The following is a 16803-nucleotide window of genomic DNA, read 5'->3' on the forward strand; positions in this document are numbered from 1 at the left end:
CTCATCCGTTCCGATATCCGCCATGTCGATCACTGGAGCGAGGCGAAGCCAGAAGGGCTAGTCGCTCCTCACTTGCGTTGCGTGTCCGACTTCACGCGGATCGCCTTGTAGTCCGAGCCTTCGAGCCAGTACGGCCACGCGGTCGAGTCGGCGATCGAGGCGCCGAGGTCGCGCAGCAGTTCGACGTCGGCGGCCTGCGCGTCCATGTCCCAGCTGTCGTCGAACGCGTCGGCGGGCTGGTGGTAGCGATCGGCGAAGTAGGTCGCGCGCGCGGCCTTGCCGGCGGCTTCGCCGCCGTCGACCTTGTCGATGCCGGGGCCGATCGTGATCGCGGGCACGCCGGCGCGCGCGAACGGGAAATGGTCGGCACGGAAGAAGAAGCCGGCCTCGACGTTCGGATCCTGCGCGTAGCGACGTTCGCGTGAGGCGGCGACGCGCGCGAGGTCGTGCTCGAGCGAGACGCGGCCGTTGCCCCACGAGGCGATGTCGTGCGTCGGGCCGTCCGGGCTCAGCATCTCGATGTTGAGGAAGGCCGCCGTCGTCTCGAGCGGGATCACCGGATGCGCGACGTAGTGGTAGGCGCCGAGCAGGCCGCGTTCCTCGGCGGTCGGCGCGAGGAACAGCAGCGTGCGCTCAGGGCGCGGCCCCGCGGCGAACACGCGCGCAAGCTCGAGCATCGCCGCGAGTGCGGTCGCGTTGTCGACGGCACCTCGATGGATCGTGTCGCCCTTCGCATCGGGCTTGCCGATACCGTAGGCATCCCAGTGGCCGCCGTAGATGACGGCCTCGTCCGGGCGCTTCGCGCCTTCGAGCTTCGCGATCACGTTGCGCGTGACCACACGATCGCGCGCCACCGCGAACGCGGCCGAGAAACGCGTGCCGTCGAGCACGACGGGCGTGAAGTCCTTGCGCTGCGCGCGCCGCTTCTGCGCCTCGAAATCGAGGCCCGAACGCGCGAACAGCTCCTTCGCGGTGTCGCGCTGCATCCAGCCGCGCACGCGCACGTGTGCCGTCGCGGCATCCTTGCGCTCGTTGTCGAACAGCGGCGCGATGCCGCCGTTGCGCACGGTCGCCCAACCGTACGCGGCCGGCGCGGTCTCGTGCACGATCAGCACGCCGGTCGCGCCGCGTCGCGCGGCTTCCTCGTACTTGTACGACCAGCGGCCGTAATAGGTCAGCGCGCGTCCTTCGAACGCGCCCGGTTCGGGCGTCTCGAAGTCCGGATCGTTGATGAGCACGACGGCGACCTTGCCCTTGAGATCGACGCCCTTGTAGTCGTCCCAGCCGAGCTGGGGTGCGTGCACGCCGTAGCCGACGAACACGAGCGGCGCGTCGGCGACGTCCACGCGCGGCGCAGGGTTCAGGGTCTGCACGACGATGTCGTCGCCCTGCACGAGGGCGCGGCGCTCCTTGCCATACGTGAAGGCGACGTCGACCGCGCCGTCGATGCGCGACCGCACCACCGGGACATCCTGCGTCCATTTCCCGCCCGGTCCGCCCGGCACGAGGCCGGCCTTCGCAAACTCGTCGGACAGGTAGGCGATCGTCTTGTCCTCGCCGGGCGTCGCCGGCGCGCGTCCCTCGAATGCATCCGATGCCAGCGTGCGGACATGTTTCGCCAGACGCGCGGCCTCGATCGGACGTTTCGTCGGAGCAGCATCGTCCGCCATGACCGACGTGGCGAAACACGCGGCAAGGGACAGCAGGAAGAGTCGGCGCATGAAGGGATCCATCGGTGGTACAGCCGGCAAGCCTACGCCACGGCCGCGCCGGGCACGCGCCTTGCTTGGGCGTGATGACAGGAAAAACCGTCATTTGACGTAAGGAAAGTGTGACGCCGTTCAGGAACGATTCGTCCCCGCGGCGCGAGAATGTTAAGCATGCGTTATTCCAGTGACGCGCCCCATTTGTTATGCTCAACCTGAGGTTGTTTGGATAACCTCTTGCAGGCCAAGGAAATGTCGTCCTCGATGATCGTCCTCATGCTGATCGCCGGCGCGGGCCTCGCCCTCGCTTCGATCCGCCGCATCCCCGAAGGCAAGGTGTATTCGATGCGCCGCCCGGGCGGCCACGTGCGCATGCTCGGCGCCGGTACGCACTTCGTGATGCCGCTCATCGAGCGCGTGTCGCACAAGATCAGCCTCACCGGCACCGCGCTGCCGATCGAAGGCGCCTCGCATGCCGGAGAGCCGCTGCAGGGTTCGGTGTTCTTCCAGGTGCTCGAGCCCGAGCGTGCCGACGTCGTGATCGAGTCGGTCGACGGCCTGCTGCGCGAGCACGCGGCCACGCTGATGCGCAGCCCCGCGCTGCCGGTCGAGACCGCCGAACGCCGCCAGTGGCTCAAGCAGCAGCTCAACGCCGAAGTCCGCGACAGCGGCCTGCTGGTCACCCGCATCGAGCTGCGCAAGGCGGCCTGAGCCGCTCCTCGGCTGGATTTGACCGCCGCGCGCCCCGATACTTGGCGCCCCTTTCGTTTCCGGGCGCCCCATGTCTGAGCGCGAACCGCTGCGACGGCGGCTCGACGCGGGCCTCGCCGCGCTGTCCCTGTCACTTCCCGACACGACCGTCGAGCGGTTGCTCGATTATGTCGACCTGCTCGTGCGCTGGAACGCCGCGTACAACCTGACCGCCGTGCGCGATCCGGCCGAGATGGTCACGCGCCACCTCGTCGATTCGCTGGCCGTGCTGCCCTACGCCGAAGGAGCGCGACTCGCCGATCTCGGCACCGGCCCGGGCCTGCCCGGCATCCCGCTCGCGCTCGCGCGCGCCTACGACGACGTGCTGCTGGTCGATTCGAATGGCAAGAAGACCCGCTTCCTGCGCGAGGCGCTGCGCCGTCTCGGCCTGCGCGAGGCGCGCGTCGCCGAGTCGCGCGTCGAGGCGGTGACCGGCGAATTCGATTGCATCACCGCCCGTGCTTTCGCGACACTGGCGGACATGCTCGACTGGGGCGGCCACCTGCTCGCGCCCGAAGGCCGCTGGCTCGCGCTGAAGGGACGCTTCCCGCAGGACGAACTCGACGGCGTGCCCGCCGGCTTCGTGGTCGAGGACATCCACCGCCTCGACGTGCCCGGCCTCGATGCCGAGCGCCACGTGGTGATCATCAGACGCCGCCGCGACGCCGCGGCGGCAGGGACCGTGCAGCCATGACGCGCATCATCGCGATCGCCAACCAGAAGGGCGGCGTGGGCAAGACCACGACGGCCGTCAACCTCGCCGCGGCGCTCGCCGAGACGCGCCGCCGCGTGCTGCTCGTCGACCTCGACCCGCAGGGCAACGCGACGATGGCCGCCGGCATCGACAAGCGCAACGCCAAGCCGAACGGCTGCGACGTGTTGCTCGAGGAGGCCACGCTCGAACAGGCCATCGTCACCACCGAAGGCGGCTTCGACCTGCTGCCCGGCAGCGGCGACCTGACCGCCGCCGAGATCAAGCTCATGGACGCGCTCGCCCGCGAGACGCGCCTCAAGGAGCAGCTCGCCACGGTCGAGGGCCGCTACCACACGATCCTCATCGACTGCCCGCCGTCGCTGCACCTGCTCACGCTCAACGCGCTGACCGCCGCGCACGGCGTGCTGATCCCGATGCAGTGCGAGTACTTCGCACTCGAGGGCCTGTCGAGCCTGCTCGACACGATCAAGGCCGTGCGCCAGCGACTCAACCCGCAGATCGAGGTCGAGGGCCTGCTGCGCACCATGTACGACGTGCGCAACAACCTCAGCAACGAAGTCTCCGCGCAGCTGGTCAAGCACTTCGGCGACAAGGTGCTGCGCTCGGTGATCCCGCGCAACATCCGGCTCGCCGAGGCGCCCAGCCACGGCAAGCCGATCAACCTCTACGACCGCGAGTCGCGCGGCGCGATCGCCTACCTCGGCCTCGCCGGCGAGATGCTGCGTCGCGAACGCGCACCGACTGCGCCGGTCGCCAGCCAGGAACACGCGTGATGGCAACGAAGAAACGTGGACTCGGCCTCGGCCGCGGCCTCGACGTGCTGCTCGGCGGCGGCGAGCCCGACGCCGCGCCGAACGCCGAGGACGACACGCTGCGCACCCTGCCGGTGTCGTCGATCGTCGCGGGCAAGTACCAGCCGCGCCAGGTGTTCGATCCCGAGCGCCTCGAGGAACTCGCCGCGTCGATCCGCGCGCAGGGCGTCATCGAACCGGTCATCGTGCGCCCCTCGTCGGGCGGCCGCTTCGAGCTGATCGCCGGCGAGCGCCGCTGGCGCGCCACGCAGCTCGCCGGCCTCACCGAGATCCCGGCGCTCGTGCGCGTGATCGACGACCGCGCGGTCGTCGCCGTCGCGCTGATCGAGAACATCCAGCGCGAGGACCTCTCGCCGCTCGAGGAGGCGCAGGCCCTCGCCCGCCTCATCGAGGAATTCGACCTGACCCACCAGCAGGCCGCCGAAGCCGTCGGACGCTCGCGCGCCGCGGTGTCGAACCTGCTGCGCCTGCTCGATCTGCCCGAGGCGATCCGTGAACTGCTCGAGCGCGGCAAGCTCGACATGGGCCACGCACGCGCCCTGCTGACGCTGTCGGCCGACCGCGCGATCGACCTTGCCACGCAGGCCGTCGCCAACGGCTGGTCGGTGCGCGAGCTCGAGGACGCCGCGCGCCAGAGCTCGGCGCCGGCGCGCCCCGATGCGAAGAAGAAGGCCGCCGCACCGCGCGACGCCGACATCCAGGCCCTCGAACGCGAGCTGGCCGAGAAGCTGTGCACGCGCGTCGCGATCAACCACGGCCGCAACGGCCGCGGCAAGCTCGTGATCCACTACCACAGCGTCGACGAACTCGACGGTGTGCTCGAAAAACTGCGCTGACTCCGACCGATCCACCGTCCCATGCCCGCCCTCTCCGTCGTCGTCCCGGTATTCAACGAACGCGGCAACGTGCCGCCGCTGCTCGCCGAAATCGCGGCGGCGTTGCGTGGCCATGTCGACTACGAAGTGGTCTACGTGGACGACCGCAGCAGCGACGACACGCTGGCCGTGCTGGAAGCCCAGCGCACCATGCACCCCGAGCTGCGCGTGCTGCGCCACGTCAGCCAGAGCGGCCAGAGCACCGCGGTGCGCAACGGCGTCAAGGCCGCGCGCGCACCGTGGATCGCGACGCTGGACGGCGACGGCCAGAACGATCCGGCCGACATCCCCAAGCTGCTCGCGATGCGTGACGCCTCGGACGCGACGATCAAGCTGTTCGCGGGCTGGCGCGTCGACCGAAAGGACAGCGGCAGCAAGCGCTGGGCCTCGAAATGGGCCAACGCGATCCGCTCGCGCCTGCTGCGCGATGCGACGCCCGACACCGGCTGCGGCATCAAGCTGTTCGAGCGCGAGGCCTTTCTCGACCTGCCCTACTTCGACCACATGCATCGCTACCTGCCCGCGCTCATGCAGCGTGCCGGCTGGGAGGTGCGCAGCGTGCCGGTCAACCACCGCCCGCGCGGCGAGGGCGTATCCAAGTACAACAACCTCAACCGCGCCCTGGTCGGCATCGCCGACCTGCGCGGCGTCGCCTGGCTGATCCGGCGCTCGCGCCGCACCGCCGTCGAGGAGCGCTGAGCCGCGCCGCGGCTTGCGGGAACGCGCCCTTTCGGCTATAAAGCGCGGCTCGCTTCGGTTCCGAGCCTGCCCTGCGCAGGCCGGCGTCACCCGATATGTGGTTCGGCACGCCGGTTTCCCGAAGCTCCTCCAGCCACCGCATGGCGCTCCGCGCCGCTGGGCCGTCTCCGTCCTGGCCAAGGTCGGTCACCCGATTCGACGAGGTTCGCATGTCCAAGGTATGCCAAGTCACCGGAAAGAGTTTCCAGTCCGGCAACAGTGTTTCCCACGCCAACAACAAGACGCGCCGCCGCTGGCTGCCGAACCTCCACGAGCGCCGCTTCTGGCTCGTCGGCGAGAACCGCTGGATCAAGCTCAAGGTTTCGAGCCACGGTCTGCGCACGATCGACAAGAAGGGCATCGACGTCGTCGTTGCCGAGCTGCGCGCGCGCGGCGAGAAGATCTGAGGAGTAACTGACCATGGCTTCCAAGCGCGACAAGATCCGCCTCGTGTCCTCGGCCGGCACCGGCCATTTCTACACGACGAACAAGAACAAGAAGACCACGCCCGAGAAGATCGAGATCAAGAAGTACGATCCGGTCGTCCGCAAGCACGTGGCCTACAAGGAAGCGAAGATCAAGTGAAGCATCGCCCACGCGCGCAGCGCGTGGCTTGCGATGCTTCATCCCGGCGCAGGCCGGGATCCCGCTCCTGATCCGGAAAAGCCCGCCTTCATGGCGGGCTTTTTCGTGGAAGGCCCTGCGGCAACCAGGGACGGCAAATCGGGTCAGGTTCATTTGTCCCCGAGCCCCGCCCCGTCCGTGCAGCCTGCACGGACAAATGAACCTGACCCCATTCTTCCAGCCCCACACGCGCATGACCCCGACACACCGCGCGTGACATCGGCTGCGCCTCACTCCATCGGCGTGGTTGCCTGGCTAACCTCGCGGGAACAGGCCCCTGATATCAGCAGCTCACTTGCGCCGAAGCGATGGAACTCCGTTCCATGCCTGAGGGTTCCATTCTCCAGCCCGAAATACAGATACGTCGCCGACACGCTCCCTCCGTCCGCCCTCCTGGCCGGCGAGTAGAACTCCAGCGTGAGCGAAGGCTCGAGATCGGGGATGTCGTGCCACGCCCCCTTGACCTGCACATCGCGCCTGCTCTCGGCAGGGAGACGCTTCAACAGGCACCTCGGGAACACGATGCGCTTCCCGGCGATCGAAAGCTCGACACCGTCGATGCCTTTGCCCGGATCAGCAAAACGCACGGTCATCGACGCAGCCTGGAACCGCTCCGGGAAACCCGTGATGGCACCATCGGGCGCCCACGTGAGCGGCGTGTCCTCCCACGCCGAAGCAGGTGTCGCTACCGTGAAAATCGACATCATCGCGACGGCACGCATCATCAACCGGGATCCCGATGTCATCACGCGCGCCCCCATGCCTGCATGAAGCGCCAGTGTGCACGACAACCGGGGTCAGGTTCATTTGTCCTTGAGCCCTGCCCCTGTCCGTTCGACCTGCACGGACAAATGAACCTGACCCCAATCTTCGTCCTTCGACCTCGCCGATGCCGGACATGGGTCGAGCCCCGTTGGCAAACAAAAAACCCGCCTCGCGGCGGGTTCTTCGTGACACGTCGGCATCACCCTCGCGGGTGACGCCGGTGGTCGATCACCTTCAGGCGTGCGAGCCGCTCAGGTGGTAGCCCTTGAGACGCGCGGCGAAGTCCTGCAGCGCGCGGATGCCGGTCTGCTCGGCCTCGTGGCACCACTGGCGCACGGCTTCCATCATGTCGCCGTTGCGGCTCTCGAGCATCTCGTGCAAGCGGTGGCGGTACTCCATGACGGTCTTGACCGTCGGCGCCTGGCTGACCCACTGGCCCATGCGCTCGCGCGCGTCGGCATCGAGCCAGCGGCCACCGCTGCCGAGCGCGTTGCGCAGCTTGCGCGGCATCGCCTTGAGGCTTGCGCCGGCATGCGCGGCATCCTCGCGCAGCGCGGGCACGATGACGCCGCTGAAGTAGTCGCTCATGACGTGGAACTTGTGCGACACGAGCGCCTTGATCGTCTCGGCGTCCGGCAGGTTCATGTTGGGACGCACGTCGAGCGTCGGCGCGACGCGCATGACCTTGGCGAGGCGGAAGAACTGCAGCACGCGGATCGCGGCCCAGCCGATGTCGAACTCGAAGCGGCGCAGCGAGAACTTCGCCGAGCTCGGGAATGCGTGGTGGTTGTTGTGCAGCTCCTCGCCCCCGATGATGAGGCCCCACGGCGACAGGTTCGTCGAGGTGTCGGCGCTCTCGAAGTTGCGATAGCCCCACCAGTGGCCGAGGCCGTTGACGACGCCGGCGGCCCAGAACGGGATCCACACCATCTGCAGCGCCCAGATCGCGACGCCGACCGCGCCGAACAGCGCGAAGTTGATGAACAGCAGCACGGTCGGGCCCATCGACGGCGCACGCGCGTAGACGTTGCGCTCGATCCAGTCGTCGGGCGTGCCGCGGCCGTACTTCTCGAGTTCCTCGCCGGAGCACATCTCGCGCGCGGCCGTGCGGTAGAGGTCGACACCGTCCCACAGCACCTTGTCGATGCCGTGCACCATCGGGCTGTGCGGGTCTTCCTCGGTCTCGGTCTTGGCGTGGTGCTTGCGGTGGATCGCGACCCACTGCTTGGTGACCATCGCCGTGCTGAGCCACGACCACAGGCGGAAGCCGTGCGCGAGGACCGGGTTGAAGTCGACGCCGCGATGCGTCTGGCTGCGGTGGAGGTACAGGGTCACCGTCATGATCGTCAGCTGCGTGACGAGGACGAAGTAGGCGATCCAGGTACCCCAGGACGCATCGGCGAAGAGTCCGCGCGCGGCGAACGTGATGAGCGAGTCGAGCATGGGCGGCATTGGGTCCCGGTTAAGCGAGCGATGACTATACGCCCCCCTTCGTGGGGCCGCCAGAACGGCATCACAAGTAGGGAAAACCCCGCAGAATCATCGGACTGCGCGCACATTCGCCATACGTGCCCGTAGGGTAGGGGTCCCGTGAGGGGACGGCAGGCTTGCCCTGCCGGCGCCCAGCCGGAACAATCGAGGTCTTATGACGCCCCCCTCCCCTGTCCTCGCGCTGGCGCGCGCCAGCCGTCGCCTGTCCGGGCGCACGATCGTCGAGGACCTGACGCTGGGCGTTCACCGCGGCCAGGTGCTCGGGCTGCTCGGCGTCAACGGGGCCGGCAAATCGACCACGTTGCGCATGATGGCCGGCATGCTCGCGCCGAGTTTCGGCGAAGTCGCGCTCGACGGCGCCGACCTCTACGCCGATCTCGGTCGCGCGCGGCGCGACATCGGGCATCTCCCCGAGGAGCCGCCGCTCTACAACGAGCTCACGGTCGCCGAATACCTCGCGTTCTGCGCGCGCCTGCACGGCTTGCCGGGCAGGAAGGTCGACGAAGCGGTCGACATCGCCATCGCGCGCTGCGACCTCGGCGAGGTGCGTCGCCGCCTGTGCGGGCTGCTGTCGAAGGGTTTCCGGCAGCGTGTCGGCCTTGCCCAGGCGATCGTGCACGCACCACGCCTGATCGTGCTCGACGAGCCTGCCTCGGGGCTCGACCCCGTGCAGGCGTTGCGCCTGCGCGAACTCGTCGCCTCGCTGCGCGCCGACCACGCCGTCGTGCTGTCCACGCACGTGCTGTCGGACGTCGTCGCGTGCTGCGACCACGTCGCGATCCTGCACCGCGGCCGCCTGCGCCACACCGGCGCGCTCGCCGAGCTCGACGACGGCGCCGCCTTGCGCGTGCGCGTCGAACGCGTGCTCACCCTCGCCGACTGGCAGGCGATCCCGATCGTGGCGGGCGCGGCGTCGATCGACGCGCACACCTGGCGCGTGACGTTGCGCGAGGGGGCCGATACCGCGGCACTCGCCACTGCGATCGCCGCACAAGGCTTCGGCCTGCAGGAACTGCGCGCCGACGCGAACGCGCTCGAGGCGATCTTCGTGCGCATCGCCGAAAGCGAGGCGCAAGCCGCATGAGCGCGATCCTGCTCATCGCGCGCAACGAGTGGCGCCGCCAGTTCGTGCAGCCGTTCGCATGGATCGTGCTCGCGCTGGTCGGCGCCCTGCTCGCCTGGCAGTTCCTCGTCGCGGTCGACGTGTTCATGAAGCACGCCGGCAAGCTCGCCTCGACACCGGGTGCGCCCGGTATCACCGAGCTCATCGCGGTGCCGCTGCTGCAGAGTCTGTCCAACCTCATGCTGCTGCTCGTGCCGCTCGCGACGATGCAGAGCCTCGCCGGCGAGCGACGCGCGCACACGCTGCCGCTGCTGCTCGCGGCCGGCATCGGCAGCGTGCGCATCGTGCTCGGCAAGTACCTCGGCGCGCTGTTGCTGGTCGTACTCATCGTCGTGCTCGCGGTGGCGATGCCGCTGAGTCTGCTCGCCGGCACGTCGCTCGACCTCGGCCGCCTCGCCGCGGCGACGCTCGGCGTCGTGCTGCAGGCGTCCGCGCTGACCGCGATCGGCATCGCCTGCTCGGCATGGACCGCGCACCCGGCGCTGGCCGCCGCCGCGACACTCGTCACCGGCAGCCTGCTCGCGATGCTCGACCTCGGTGCACGCTTCCAGGGCGTCGAGAACGCGCTCGTGAACTGGCTCGCGATGTCCACGCACCTCGAGCCGTTCCTGCGCGGCATCGTCTCGAGCATCGCGATCGCCTACTACGTGCTGGTCGCCGCGTTCGCGCTCGCGCTCGCCGCGCGCCGGCTCGACACGCTGCGGACGCGCGCATGAAGGAGCGCTTCGGCAACCTGCTCCACTTGGTGCTGCTGCTCGCGATCGTGCTGCTCGCGGGCTTCCTGAGCACGCGCCACCGCTTCACGGTGGACCTCACGCATGCACAGCGCTCGAGCCTTTCGGAATCTTCGCTGCGCCTGCTCGCGACGCTCGACGGCCCGGTCGAGGTGGTGTCGTACGCGCGCCGTGAAGGCGAGCTGCGCACGACGATCGCGCGCTTCTTCGATCGCTATCGGCGCGCCAAGCCCGACCTCACGCTCGCTTTCGTGGACCCCGACGAGGATCCGGGCGCCGCGCGCGCGGCCGGCGTGCAGGTCGACGGCGAGATGGACCTGCGTTACGCGGGCCGCAGCGAGCGCCTCAAGGTGCTCGCCGAGGGCGATGTCAGCAGCGCGCTGCTGCGACTCTCGCGCGACCGCGCGCGCATCGCGACGTTCCTCGAGGGCGAAGGCGAACGCCGCCCCGACGGCATGGCCAACGCCGACCTCGGCCAGTTCGGCGCGACGCTGCAGGAGCGCGGCATCCGCGCCGTGAACCTGTCGCTGGCCTCGACGCCGCGCGTGCCCGACAACGTCGACCTGCTCGTGATCGCCAACCCGCGCGTCGCACTGCAGCCGCAGCACGTCGCCGAACTCGTCGATTACGTGGAGCGCGGCGGCAACCTGCTGTGGCTGCTCGAGCCTAACGAGAGCGTCGGCCTCGACGCGCTCGCCGAAGCCTTGTCGCTGCAGCTGCTGCCCGGCGTCGTCGTCGACGGCACGAGCAGCAGCTTCGGCATCGGCGACCCGAGCTTCGTCGCGGTCAATCGCTACCCGGAACACGCGCTCACGAAGGGCTTCGAACTCGCGACCCTGTTCCCGCAGCCGGTCGCGCTCGCGCAGCGCATCCCGTCGCGCTGGGCGTTCGCGGCGTTCCTGAAGAGCTCGACGCAGTCGTGGAACGAGGTCGGCCGCATCCCGAAGCCCGGCGAGGCCGACGGCAACGTGCGCTTCGACGGCACCGACGGCGAGACGGCCGGTCCGCTCGACCTCGGCGTCGCGCTCACGCGCCTGTCGCCGAAGCCGGGCGGTCACGAGCAACGTGTCGCGGTGATCGGCGACGGCGATTTCCTGTCCAACAGCTTCCTCGGCAACGCGGGCAACCGCGAGTTCGGCGCGCGCGTGTTCGATTGGCTCCTCGCCGACGACGCCCTCGTCGACGTGCCCGAACGTGCCGCGCCGGACCGCCATCTCGCGCTGTCGGACCTCGCGCTCGCCGCGATCAGCGTCGGATTCCTGGTCCTGCTTCCGGTGCTGCTCGCGATCACCGGCCTCGTCACGTGGCGCGTGCGACGTCGCCGATGATGGGCCGCATCGCGCGCACGAACCTCGTCCTTGCCTGCATCGTCGCCGTGCTCGGCGTGCTCGTGTGGCAGCAGATCGACGGCGAAGTGGGCTCGCGCGAACCTCCACTTGGCGGCAGGCTCGACCCTTCTTCGGTCGATCGCGTCGCCGTGCGCTGCACAACACCTTGCCGTGGGCGCGCGTTCGAACGCGTCAAGGGCCGTTGGCGCATGACCGCGCCGTACGCCATGGACGCCGACGACAAGGCCGTCGATCGCCTCGTCGCGATCGCAGCGTCACCGGTGCGCTCGCGTCGTCCGCTCGCCGACTTCGACCCCGCGCGCGTCGGCCTTGCGTCCCCGCAGTTCACGCTCGAACTCGCCGCGCTGCACTTCGACATCGGCCTCACCGATGCGCTGCGCGGCGATCGCTACGTGCGCTTCGAGGATACCGTCGCGATGGTGCCGGACCGCTTCAGCCCGCTGCTCGCGGCGGCACCCGAGAACGAGCTCGACCGCCACCTCGTGCCGCGCGACGTCGAGGTGACGACGCTGCGCCTCGACGGCGTCGCGCGTCCCGACCTCGCCACCGCATGGCGCGACACCATCGCCGCGCAGGTTGCGCCGCGCGGCGATGCCGAAGGCTCTCCGAACGGCCGGCGCATCGACATCGACCTCGCGGACGGCAGCAGCCTGAGCTATCGCATCGATCGCGAAGGCGACACCTACGTCGCGCGTCGCGCTGAACCCGCGCTCGCCTACGCGCTCGGCGAAGCGCAGGCGCAAGCCCTGCTCGCTTCGCCTCCCTGACGCCGCCATGCCCGAACTGCCCGAAGTCGAGACCACGCGACGCGGCATCGCCCCGCATCTCGTCGGTCGTCGCGTCGTGTCGCTCGCGATCCGCCAGCCGCGCCTGCGCTGGCCGATTCCCGACGCGCTGCGCGAACGGCTGACCGGCCAGCGCATCGACGCGATCGAGCGCCGCGCGAAATACCTGCTCGTGCACGCGGGAACCGGCAGTGCGCTGATCCACCTCGGCATGTCGGGAAGCCTGCGCGTGCTCGACCGCGACGTGGCCCCCGCGCTGCACGACCACTACGACTGGCAGCTCGATTCCGGGAAGATCCTGCGCTACACCGATCCGCGCCGATTCGGCTGCCTGCTGTGGCAACCTGACGGCACGACCCACGACCTGCTCGCCGCGCTCGGTCCCGAACCGCTCTCGGACGCGTTCGACGGCGACCTGCTGTGGCGCGAGGCGCGCAACCGCAAGGCCGCGGTCAAGGTGTTCATCATGGACCAGGCCGTCGTCGTCGGCGTCGGCAACATCTACGCGGCCGAAGCGCTGTTCGCGGCACGCATCCATCCCGCACGCGCGGCCGGTGCGGTGTCGCGCGAGCGCTACGCACGCCTCGCCGACGCGATCCGAACGATCCTCGCCTACGCGATCACGCGCGGCGGTACGACGTTGCGCGACTTCATCTCGCCCGACGGCGTGCCCGGATACTTCGAGCAGGAGCTGTTCGTGTACGGCCGCGCAGGCGAGCCCTGCCGTGTCTGCGCGACGCCGATCCGCGTCGTCGAACTCGGCCAGCGCTCGACGTTCTACTGCCCGCGCTGCCAGCGCTGAGCGGCGCTCACAGCGGCAGCACGGACTGCTGCAGTTCGATCCGGCCTTCGCCCGTGACGATCTTCTTGTACTCGGCGCGGCTCACCGACACGTAGCGGTCGTTGCCGCCGATCTCGACCTGCGGTCCGTCGGTGACGGCGCGGCCGTGCTCGTCGACGCGCACGACCATCGTCGCCTTGCTGCCGGTGTGGCAGATCGTCTTGATCTCGTCGAGGTTGTCGGCCCACGCGAGCAGGTACTGGCTGCCTTCGAACAGCTCGCCGCGGAAGTCGGTGCGCAGGCCGTACGCGAGTACGGGAATGCGCAGGCGGTCGACGACGTCGGTGAGCTGCCAGACCTGCGCCTTGGCGAGGAACTGCGCCTCGTCCACGAGCACGCAGTCGAGCGGACCGCGCGCGGCGATGTCGGCTTCGACGAGCGCGAAGAGGTCGTCTTCGCGTTCGAACGGATGCGCGTTGGCGCGCAGGCCGATGCGCGAGGCGACCACGCCCTCGCCGGCACGGTGATCCAGGCGCGGCGTCACGATGAGCGTGCGCATGCCACGCTCGTGGTAGTTGTACGCGCTCTGCAGCAGCGTCGTGGTCTTTCCGGCGTTCATCGCCGAATAGTAGAAATAGAGCTTCGCCATGCGGTCCCGGCCGGAAGGTGAGGCGCCTGGCCCGGCGGCCGCGCCTGCGTCGGCGCACGCGGCGCGACGGGCGCGACTCTACTGCAAGCGGCCCCGCTCCCGAAGTGCGGTGAGCACGCGATGTCCGATCGGCACGGCAGACGGCGTATCCCGCGTGCCGGCGACATGCCCGTCGCACCGGCGCCCCCTTACCCCCGCAGGAGTCCGCCGCATGACCTCCATGTTGCCTTCCGGCCGCCGCCGCGCGCGCCTCGCCCTTCTCGGCGCCGTGTCGTTCGCGCTGTCGTCCGCGGCGCTCGCCGGCAGCCCGATCACGGCCACGCCGACGAGCCTCGACTTCGGCGAGGTCGAGGTCGGCCAGGCCGCGCCGACGCAGGTCGTGACGCTCACCAACACGGGCACCGTACCCTACGGTCCCGTCCAGGTCGGCGGCGGTGCGCCACAGGATCCTTTCACGGCCGTGCAGTCCTGCCAGGGCGTTACCCTGCAACCCGGCGGCACGTGCACGTTCGAGTACGGTTTCGAACCGACCAGCCCCGGTTCCTTCACAGGCATTTCGGCCTTCGTGATCAGCGACGCGCCGGCCCCGGACGGCGGTACCGCGTTCACGATCACGCTGACGGGCCGCGGCGCGGGTGGTTTCACTGCGACGCCATTGCCTGCACTGTCGACATGGGCGCTCGCGCTGCTCGCCGGCCTCGTCGCATGCGCGGGTTTCGCGGCGACGCGGCGCACCTGACCGCGGGCACATCCGTCGACGCCGCGCAACCTCGTCAGGCGCGCGGCTTCGGGCTAGCATGCGCGGCCTCCCGCCGTTCCGCCGCGCATGAGCCTCAATCCGCCCCAACGCGCCGCCGTCGAGTACTGCGACGGCCCCCTGCTCGTGCTCGCCGGCGCGGGCTCGGGCAAGACGCGCGTGATCACCGAGAAGATCGCCCACCTCGTCAAGCGCCGCAACGTGTCGGCGACGAAGATCGCCGCGATCACGTTCACCAACAAGGCGGCGCGCGAGATGCGCGAGCGCGTCGCGAAGCTCGTGTCTGGGCCTACGGCGGAAGGCCTCACCGTGTGCACGTTCCACGCGCTCGGTCTCAAGTTCCTGCAGCTCGAGCATGCACGCGCCGGCCTGCGCCGCGGCTTCTCGGTGCTCGATGCCGACGACAGCCAGGGCATCGTCAAGGATCTCGCCCCCAAGGGCATCAAGAACGACGCGCTGTTCGCGCTGCAGTCGCTCGTGTCGCGCGCGAAGAACGAAGGCCTCACGCCCGAGCAGGCCGCGATGCGCGCAGGCGGTGCACGCGAGCGCGAAGCCGCGGCGATCTACGACGCGTACCAGAAGCGCCTCGCCGCGTTCAACGCGGTCGACTTCGATGATCTCATCCGCCTGCCGCTCGCGATCCTCGAGGGCGATGCCGAAGCGCGCGGTGCGTGGCAGGAGCGCATCCGCTACCTGCTGCTCGACGAGTATCAGGACACCAACGACGCCCAGTACCGGCTCATGAAGGCGCTGGCCGGCGAGCGCGGCGCGTTCACCGCGGTCGGCGACGACGACCAGAGCATCTACGCGTGGCGCGGCGCGAATCCCGAGAACCTGTCGGAACTGTCGCGCGACTACCCGAACCTGCGGGTCGTCAAGCTCGAGCAGAACTACCGCTGCGCACGGCGCATCCTGCGCGCGGCCAATGCGCTGATCGCCAACAACGACCACCTGTTCGAGAAGAAGCTCTGGAGCGAGCAGGCCGAAGGCGCGCCGATCCGCGTGCTCGAATGCCGCGACGACGAGCACGAGGCCGAGCGCGTCGCCGGCGAGATCGCGCACCTCGCCGAGAAGCACAAGGCGACATGGAGCGATTTCGCGATCCTCTACCGTGGCAACCACCAGGCGCGACCGCTCGAAAAGGCGCTGCGCCTCGCACGCATTCCCTACCACCTGACCGGCGGCACCGCGTTCCTCGAGCGCGCCGAGGTCAAGGACCTGCTCGCCTACCTGCGCCTGATCAACAATCCCGACGACGACGCCGCGTTCCTGCGCATCGTCAACGTGCCGCGCCGCGACATCGGCGCGACCTCGCTCGAGAAGCTCGGTGAAGCCTCCGCGGCACGCCATGTCTCGATGCTGCGCGCGGCGCAGAACGACACCGTGCTCGGCTACCTGTCGGCACGCCCGGCCTCGGCGCTCGCGGGCTTCGTCGACCTCGTGCGCGAGCTCTCGCGCAAGGCGCAGACGATGGCCGCGGCCGATCTCGTCGACGAACTGATCCAGCGCACCGGCTACGCCGCGCACATCGCGACGCAGGTGAAGGAACCCGGCCTGCTCGCGCGCCGCCTCGAGAACCTCAAGGAGCTCGCCGACTGGTTCCGCGCGATGCAGAAGAACGGCGCCACCGGCGACCTCGCCGCGCAGCTCGCCCTGCTCACGCACGGCGACCGCGACGATCCCGGCAATGCCGTGCGCCTCATGACGCTGCATTCGGCGAAAGGCCTCGAGTTCCGCTTCGTGTTCATCGTCGGTGCCGAGGACGGCTCGCTGCCGCACGACGGCGGCATCGAGGAAGGCCGCCTCGACGAGGAACGCCGCCTCATGTACGTCGGCATCACGCGCGCGAAGGAACAGCTCGCGCTGACCTTCGCGCGGCGCAAGCGCCGCTTCGGCGAGATCCTCTCCAACGAGCCGAGCCGCTTCCTCGCCGAGCTGCCGCAGGCCGACCTGCACTGGTCCGGTCGCGATCCGGAACAGGACGAAGCGCAGCGCAAGGATGTCGCCAGCGCAAGCCTCGCCAAGCTCGCCGCGCTGTTCGACAAGTGAGCGCAACGCGCGCATGAAAAAGCCGCCGATCGGGACGATCGGCGGCAAACGTGACGCTGGAGACGGGACACCGCCGGCGCGCGCCGGCGGTGCGTGGAGC

The 16803-nt window shown here is 69.4% G+C and carries 18 protein-coding genes; 14 read left to right on the forward strand and 4 right to left on the reverse strand.

What is annotated here, in order from left to right:
* Positions 1-68 precede the first annotated feature (68 nt).
* Positions 69-1721: a M28 family metallopeptidase gene (locus ACQQ2N_RS02020; RefSeq protein WP_440224003.1), complete on the reverse strand. Its 1653-nt coding sequence runs from the start codon at positions 1719-1721 to the stop codon at positions 69-71.
* A 249-nt stretch (positions 1722-1970) separates the two neighbouring features.
* Here ACQQ2N_RS02020 and ACQQ2N_RS02025 point away from each other — a divergent pair, with 249 nt between their 5' ends.
* The 7 genes from ACQQ2N_RS02025 to rpmG all read left to right on the forward strand — a co-directional run bounded on the left by ACQQ2N_RS02025 (position 1971) and on the right by rpmG (position 6181).
* Complete coding sequence (locus ACQQ2N_RS02025) at positions 1971-2417, forward strand: SPFH domain-containing protein (protein WP_440224004.1); 447 nt, start codon at positions 1971-1973, stop codon at positions 2415-2417.
* A 70-nt stretch (positions 2418-2487) separates the two neighbouring features.
* On the forward strand, positions 2488-3150 hold the full coding sequence (gene rsmG / locus ACQQ2N_RS02030) for a 16S rRNA (guanine(527)-N(7))-methyltransferase RsmG (protein ID WP_440224005.1): 663 nt from the start codon (positions 2488-2490) through the stop codon (positions 3148-3150).
* Complete coding sequence (locus tag ACQQ2N_RS02035; protein WP_440224006.1) at positions 3147-3944, forward strand: ParA family protein; 798 nt, start codon at positions 3147-3149, stop codon at positions 3942-3944. The genes rsmG and ACQQ2N_RS02035 overlap by 4 nt, the downstream gene beginning before the upstream one ends.
* Positions 3944-4819, forward strand: a complete 876-nt coding sequence (locus ACQQ2N_RS02040) for a ParB/RepB/Spo0J family partition protein (RefSeq protein ID WP_440224007.1) — start codon at positions 3944-3946, stop codon at positions 4817-4819. The genes ACQQ2N_RS02035 and ACQQ2N_RS02040 overlap by 1 nt, the downstream gene beginning before the upstream one ends.
* A gap of 21 nt (positions 4820-4840) precedes the next feature.
* Positions 4841-5557: a glycosyltransferase family 2 protein gene (locus tag ACQQ2N_RS02045; RefSeq protein WP_440224008.1), complete on the forward strand. Its 717-nt coding sequence runs from the start codon at positions 4841-4843 to the stop codon at positions 5555-5557.
* Positions 5558-5766: 209 nt separating this feature from the next.
* The gene (rpmB, locus tag ACQQ2N_RS02050) at positions 5767-6003 is read left to right on the forward strand and encodes a 50S ribosomal protein L28 (protein ID WP_440224009.1); all 237 of its coding nucleotides are present in this window, start codon (positions 5767-5769) and stop codon (positions 6001-6003) included.
* Positions 6004-6016: 13 nt separating this feature from the next.
* Positions 6017-6181, forward strand: coding sequence for a 50S ribosomal protein L33 (rpmG, locus tag ACQQ2N_RS02055; RefSeq protein WP_440224010.1), 165 nt, complete (start codon positions 6017-6019; stop codon positions 6179-6181).
* Between the two features lie 269 nt (positions 6182-6450).
* Here the strand turns inward: rpmG and ACQQ2N_RS02060 are convergent, their stop codons facing one another.
* Together ACQQ2N_RS02060 and ACQQ2N_RS02065 are read right to left on the reverse strand one after the other, a co-directional pair.
* The gene (locus ACQQ2N_RS02060; RefSeq protein WP_440224011.1) at positions 6451-6945 is read right to left on the reverse strand and encodes a hypothetical protein; all 495 of its coding nucleotides are present in this window, start codon (positions 6943-6945) and stop codon (positions 6451-6453) included.
* Positions 6946-7219: 274 nt separating this feature from the next.
* Complete coding sequence (locus ACQQ2N_RS02065) at positions 7220-8428, reverse strand: DesA family fatty acid desaturase (protein ID WP_440224012.1); 1209 nt, start codon at positions 8426-8428, stop codon at positions 7220-7222.
* Between the two features lie 202 nt (positions 8429-8630).
* Between ACQQ2N_RS02065 and ACQQ2N_RS02070 the strand changes: the two genes are divergently transcribed.
* The 5 genes from ACQQ2N_RS02070 to mutM are packed head-to-tail and all read left to right on the forward strand — an operon-like array spanning position 8631 to position 13269.
* Positions 8631-9560, forward strand: coding sequence for an ABC transporter ATP-binding protein (locus tag ACQQ2N_RS02070; protein ID WP_440224013.1), 930 nt, complete (start codon positions 8631-8633; stop codon positions 9558-9560).
* Positions 9557-10315, forward strand: a complete 759-nt coding sequence (locus ACQQ2N_RS02075) for an ABC transporter permease (RefSeq protein ID WP_440224014.1) — start codon at positions 9557-9559, stop codon at positions 10313-10315. The genes ACQQ2N_RS02070 and ACQQ2N_RS02075 overlap by 4 nt, the downstream gene beginning before the upstream one ends.
* Positions 10312-11661, forward strand: coding sequence for a GldG family protein (locus ACQQ2N_RS02080; RefSeq protein WP_440224015.1), 1350 nt, complete (start codon positions 10312-10314; stop codon positions 11659-11661). Before ACQQ2N_RS02075 ends, ACQQ2N_RS02080 begins: the two co-directional genes overlap by 4 nt.
* Positions 11637-12449 (forward strand): DUF4340 domain-containing protein, encoded by an 813-nt coding sequence (locus ACQQ2N_RS02085; RefSeq protein WP_440224016.1) that lies wholly within the window; start codon positions 11637-11639, stop codon positions 12447-12449. The genes ACQQ2N_RS02080 and ACQQ2N_RS02085 overlap by 25 nt, the downstream gene beginning before the upstream one ends.
* 7 nt (positions 12450-12456) lie before the next feature.
* Positions 12457-13269 (forward strand): bifunctional DNA-formamidopyrimidine glycosylase/DNA-(apurinic or apyrimidinic site) lyase, encoded by an 813-nt coding sequence (gene mutM / locus ACQQ2N_RS02090; RefSeq protein ID WP_440224017.1) that lies wholly within the window; start codon positions 12457-12459, stop codon positions 13267-13269.
* Between the two features lie 7 nt (positions 13270-13276).
* Here mutM and ACQQ2N_RS02095 read toward each other — a convergent pair whose 3' ends face one another.
* The gene (locus ACQQ2N_RS02095) at positions 13277-13897 is read right to left on the reverse strand and encodes a thymidine kinase (protein WP_440224018.1); all 621 of its coding nucleotides are present in this window, start codon (positions 13895-13897) and stop codon (positions 13277-13279) included.
* A gap of 211 nt (positions 13898-14108) precedes the next feature.
* Between ACQQ2N_RS02095 and ACQQ2N_RS02100 the strand changes: the two genes are divergently transcribed.
* A complete protein-coding gene (locus ACQQ2N_RS02100) occupies positions 14109-14636 on the forward strand; it encodes an IPTL-CTERM sorting domain-containing protein (protein ID WP_440224019.1) in 528 nt (175 codons plus the stop codon).
* Positions 14637-14723: 87 nt separating this feature from the next.
* Positions 14724-16703 (forward strand): UvrD-helicase domain-containing protein, encoded by a 1980-nt coding sequence (locus ACQQ2N_RS02105; protein WP_440224020.1) that lies wholly within the window; start codon positions 14724-14726, stop codon positions 16701-16703.
* Positions 16704-16803: the final 100 nt, after the last annotated feature.

The organism is Dokdonella aquatica, assembly GCF_051987395.1.
GTDB lineage: Bacteria > Pseudomonadota > Gammaproteobacteria > Xanthomonadales > Rhodanobacteraceae > Dokdonella.

What these genes read in the sequence shown, in the direction of transcription:
- ACQQ2N_RS02020 (WP_440224003.1), bottom strand. Translation starts at nt 1,721, where the DNA reads ATGCGCCGACTCTTCCTGCTGTCCCTTGCCGCGTGTTTCGCCACGTCG.
- ACQQ2N_RS02025 (WP_440224004.1), top strand. Translation starts at nt 1,971, where the DNA reads ATGATCGTCCTCATGCTGATCGCCGGCGCGGGCCTCGCCCTCGCTTCG.
- rsmG (WP_440224005.1), top strand. Translation starts at nt 2,488, where the DNA reads ATGTCTGAGCGCGAACCGCTGCGACGGCGGCTCGACGCGGGCCTCGCC.
- ACQQ2N_RS02035 (WP_440224006.1), top strand. Translation starts at nt 3,147, where the DNA reads ATGACGCGCATCATCGCGATCGCCAACCAGAAGGGCGGCGTGGGCAAG.
- ACQQ2N_RS02040 (WP_440224007.1), top strand. Translation starts at nt 3,944, where the DNA reads ATGGCAACGAAGAAACGTGGACTCGGCCTCGGCCGCGGCCTCGACGTG.
- ACQQ2N_RS02045 (WP_440224008.1), top strand. Translation starts at nt 4,841, where the DNA reads ATGCCCGCCCTCTCCGTCGTCGTCCCGGTATTCAACGAACGCGGCAAC.
- rpmB (WP_440224009.1), top strand. Translation starts at nt 5,767, where the DNA reads ATGTCCAAGGTATGCCAAGTCACCGGAAAGAGTTTCCAGTCCGGCAAC.
- rpmG (WP_440224010.1), top strand. Translation starts at nt 6,017, where the DNA reads ATGGCTTCCAAGCGCGACAAGATCCGCCTCGTGTCCTCGGCCGGCACC.
- ACQQ2N_RS02060 (WP_440224011.1), bottom strand. Translation starts at nt 6,945, where the DNA reads ATGATGCGTGCCGTCGCGATGATGTCGATTTTCACGGTAGCGACACCT.
- ACQQ2N_RS02065 (WP_440224012.1), bottom strand. Translation starts at nt 8,428, where the DNA reads ATGCTCGACTCGCTCATCACGTTCGCCGCGCGCGGACTCTTCGCCGAT.
- ACQQ2N_RS02070 (WP_440224013.1), top strand. Translation starts at nt 8,631, where the DNA reads ATGACGCCCCCCTCCCCTGTCCTCGCGCTGGCGCGCGCCAGCCGTCGC.
- ACQQ2N_RS02075 (WP_440224014.1), top strand. Translation starts at nt 9,557, where the DNA reads ATGAGCGCGATCCTGCTCATCGCGCGCAACGAGTGGCGCCGCCAGTTC.
- ACQQ2N_RS02080 (WP_440224015.1), top strand. Translation starts at nt 10,312, where the DNA reads ATGAAGGAGCGCTTCGGCAACCTGCTCCACTTGGTGCTGCTGCTCGCG.
- mutM (WP_440224017.1), top strand. Translation starts at nt 12,457, where the DNA reads ATGCCCGAACTGCCCGAAGTCGAGACCACGCGACGCGGCATCGCCCCG.
- ACQQ2N_RS02095 (WP_440224018.1), bottom strand. Translation starts at nt 13,897, where the DNA reads ATGGCGAAGCTCTATTTCTACTATTCGGCGATGAACGCCGGAAAGACC.
- ACQQ2N_RS02100 (WP_440224019.1), top strand. Translation starts at nt 14,109, where the DNA reads ATGACCTCCATGTTGCCTTCCGGCCGCCGCCGCGCGCGCCTCGCCCTT.
- ACQQ2N_RS02105 (WP_440224020.1), top strand. Translation starts at nt 14,724, where the DNA reads ATGAGCCTCAATCCGCCCCAACGCGCCGCCGTCGAGTACTGCGACGGC.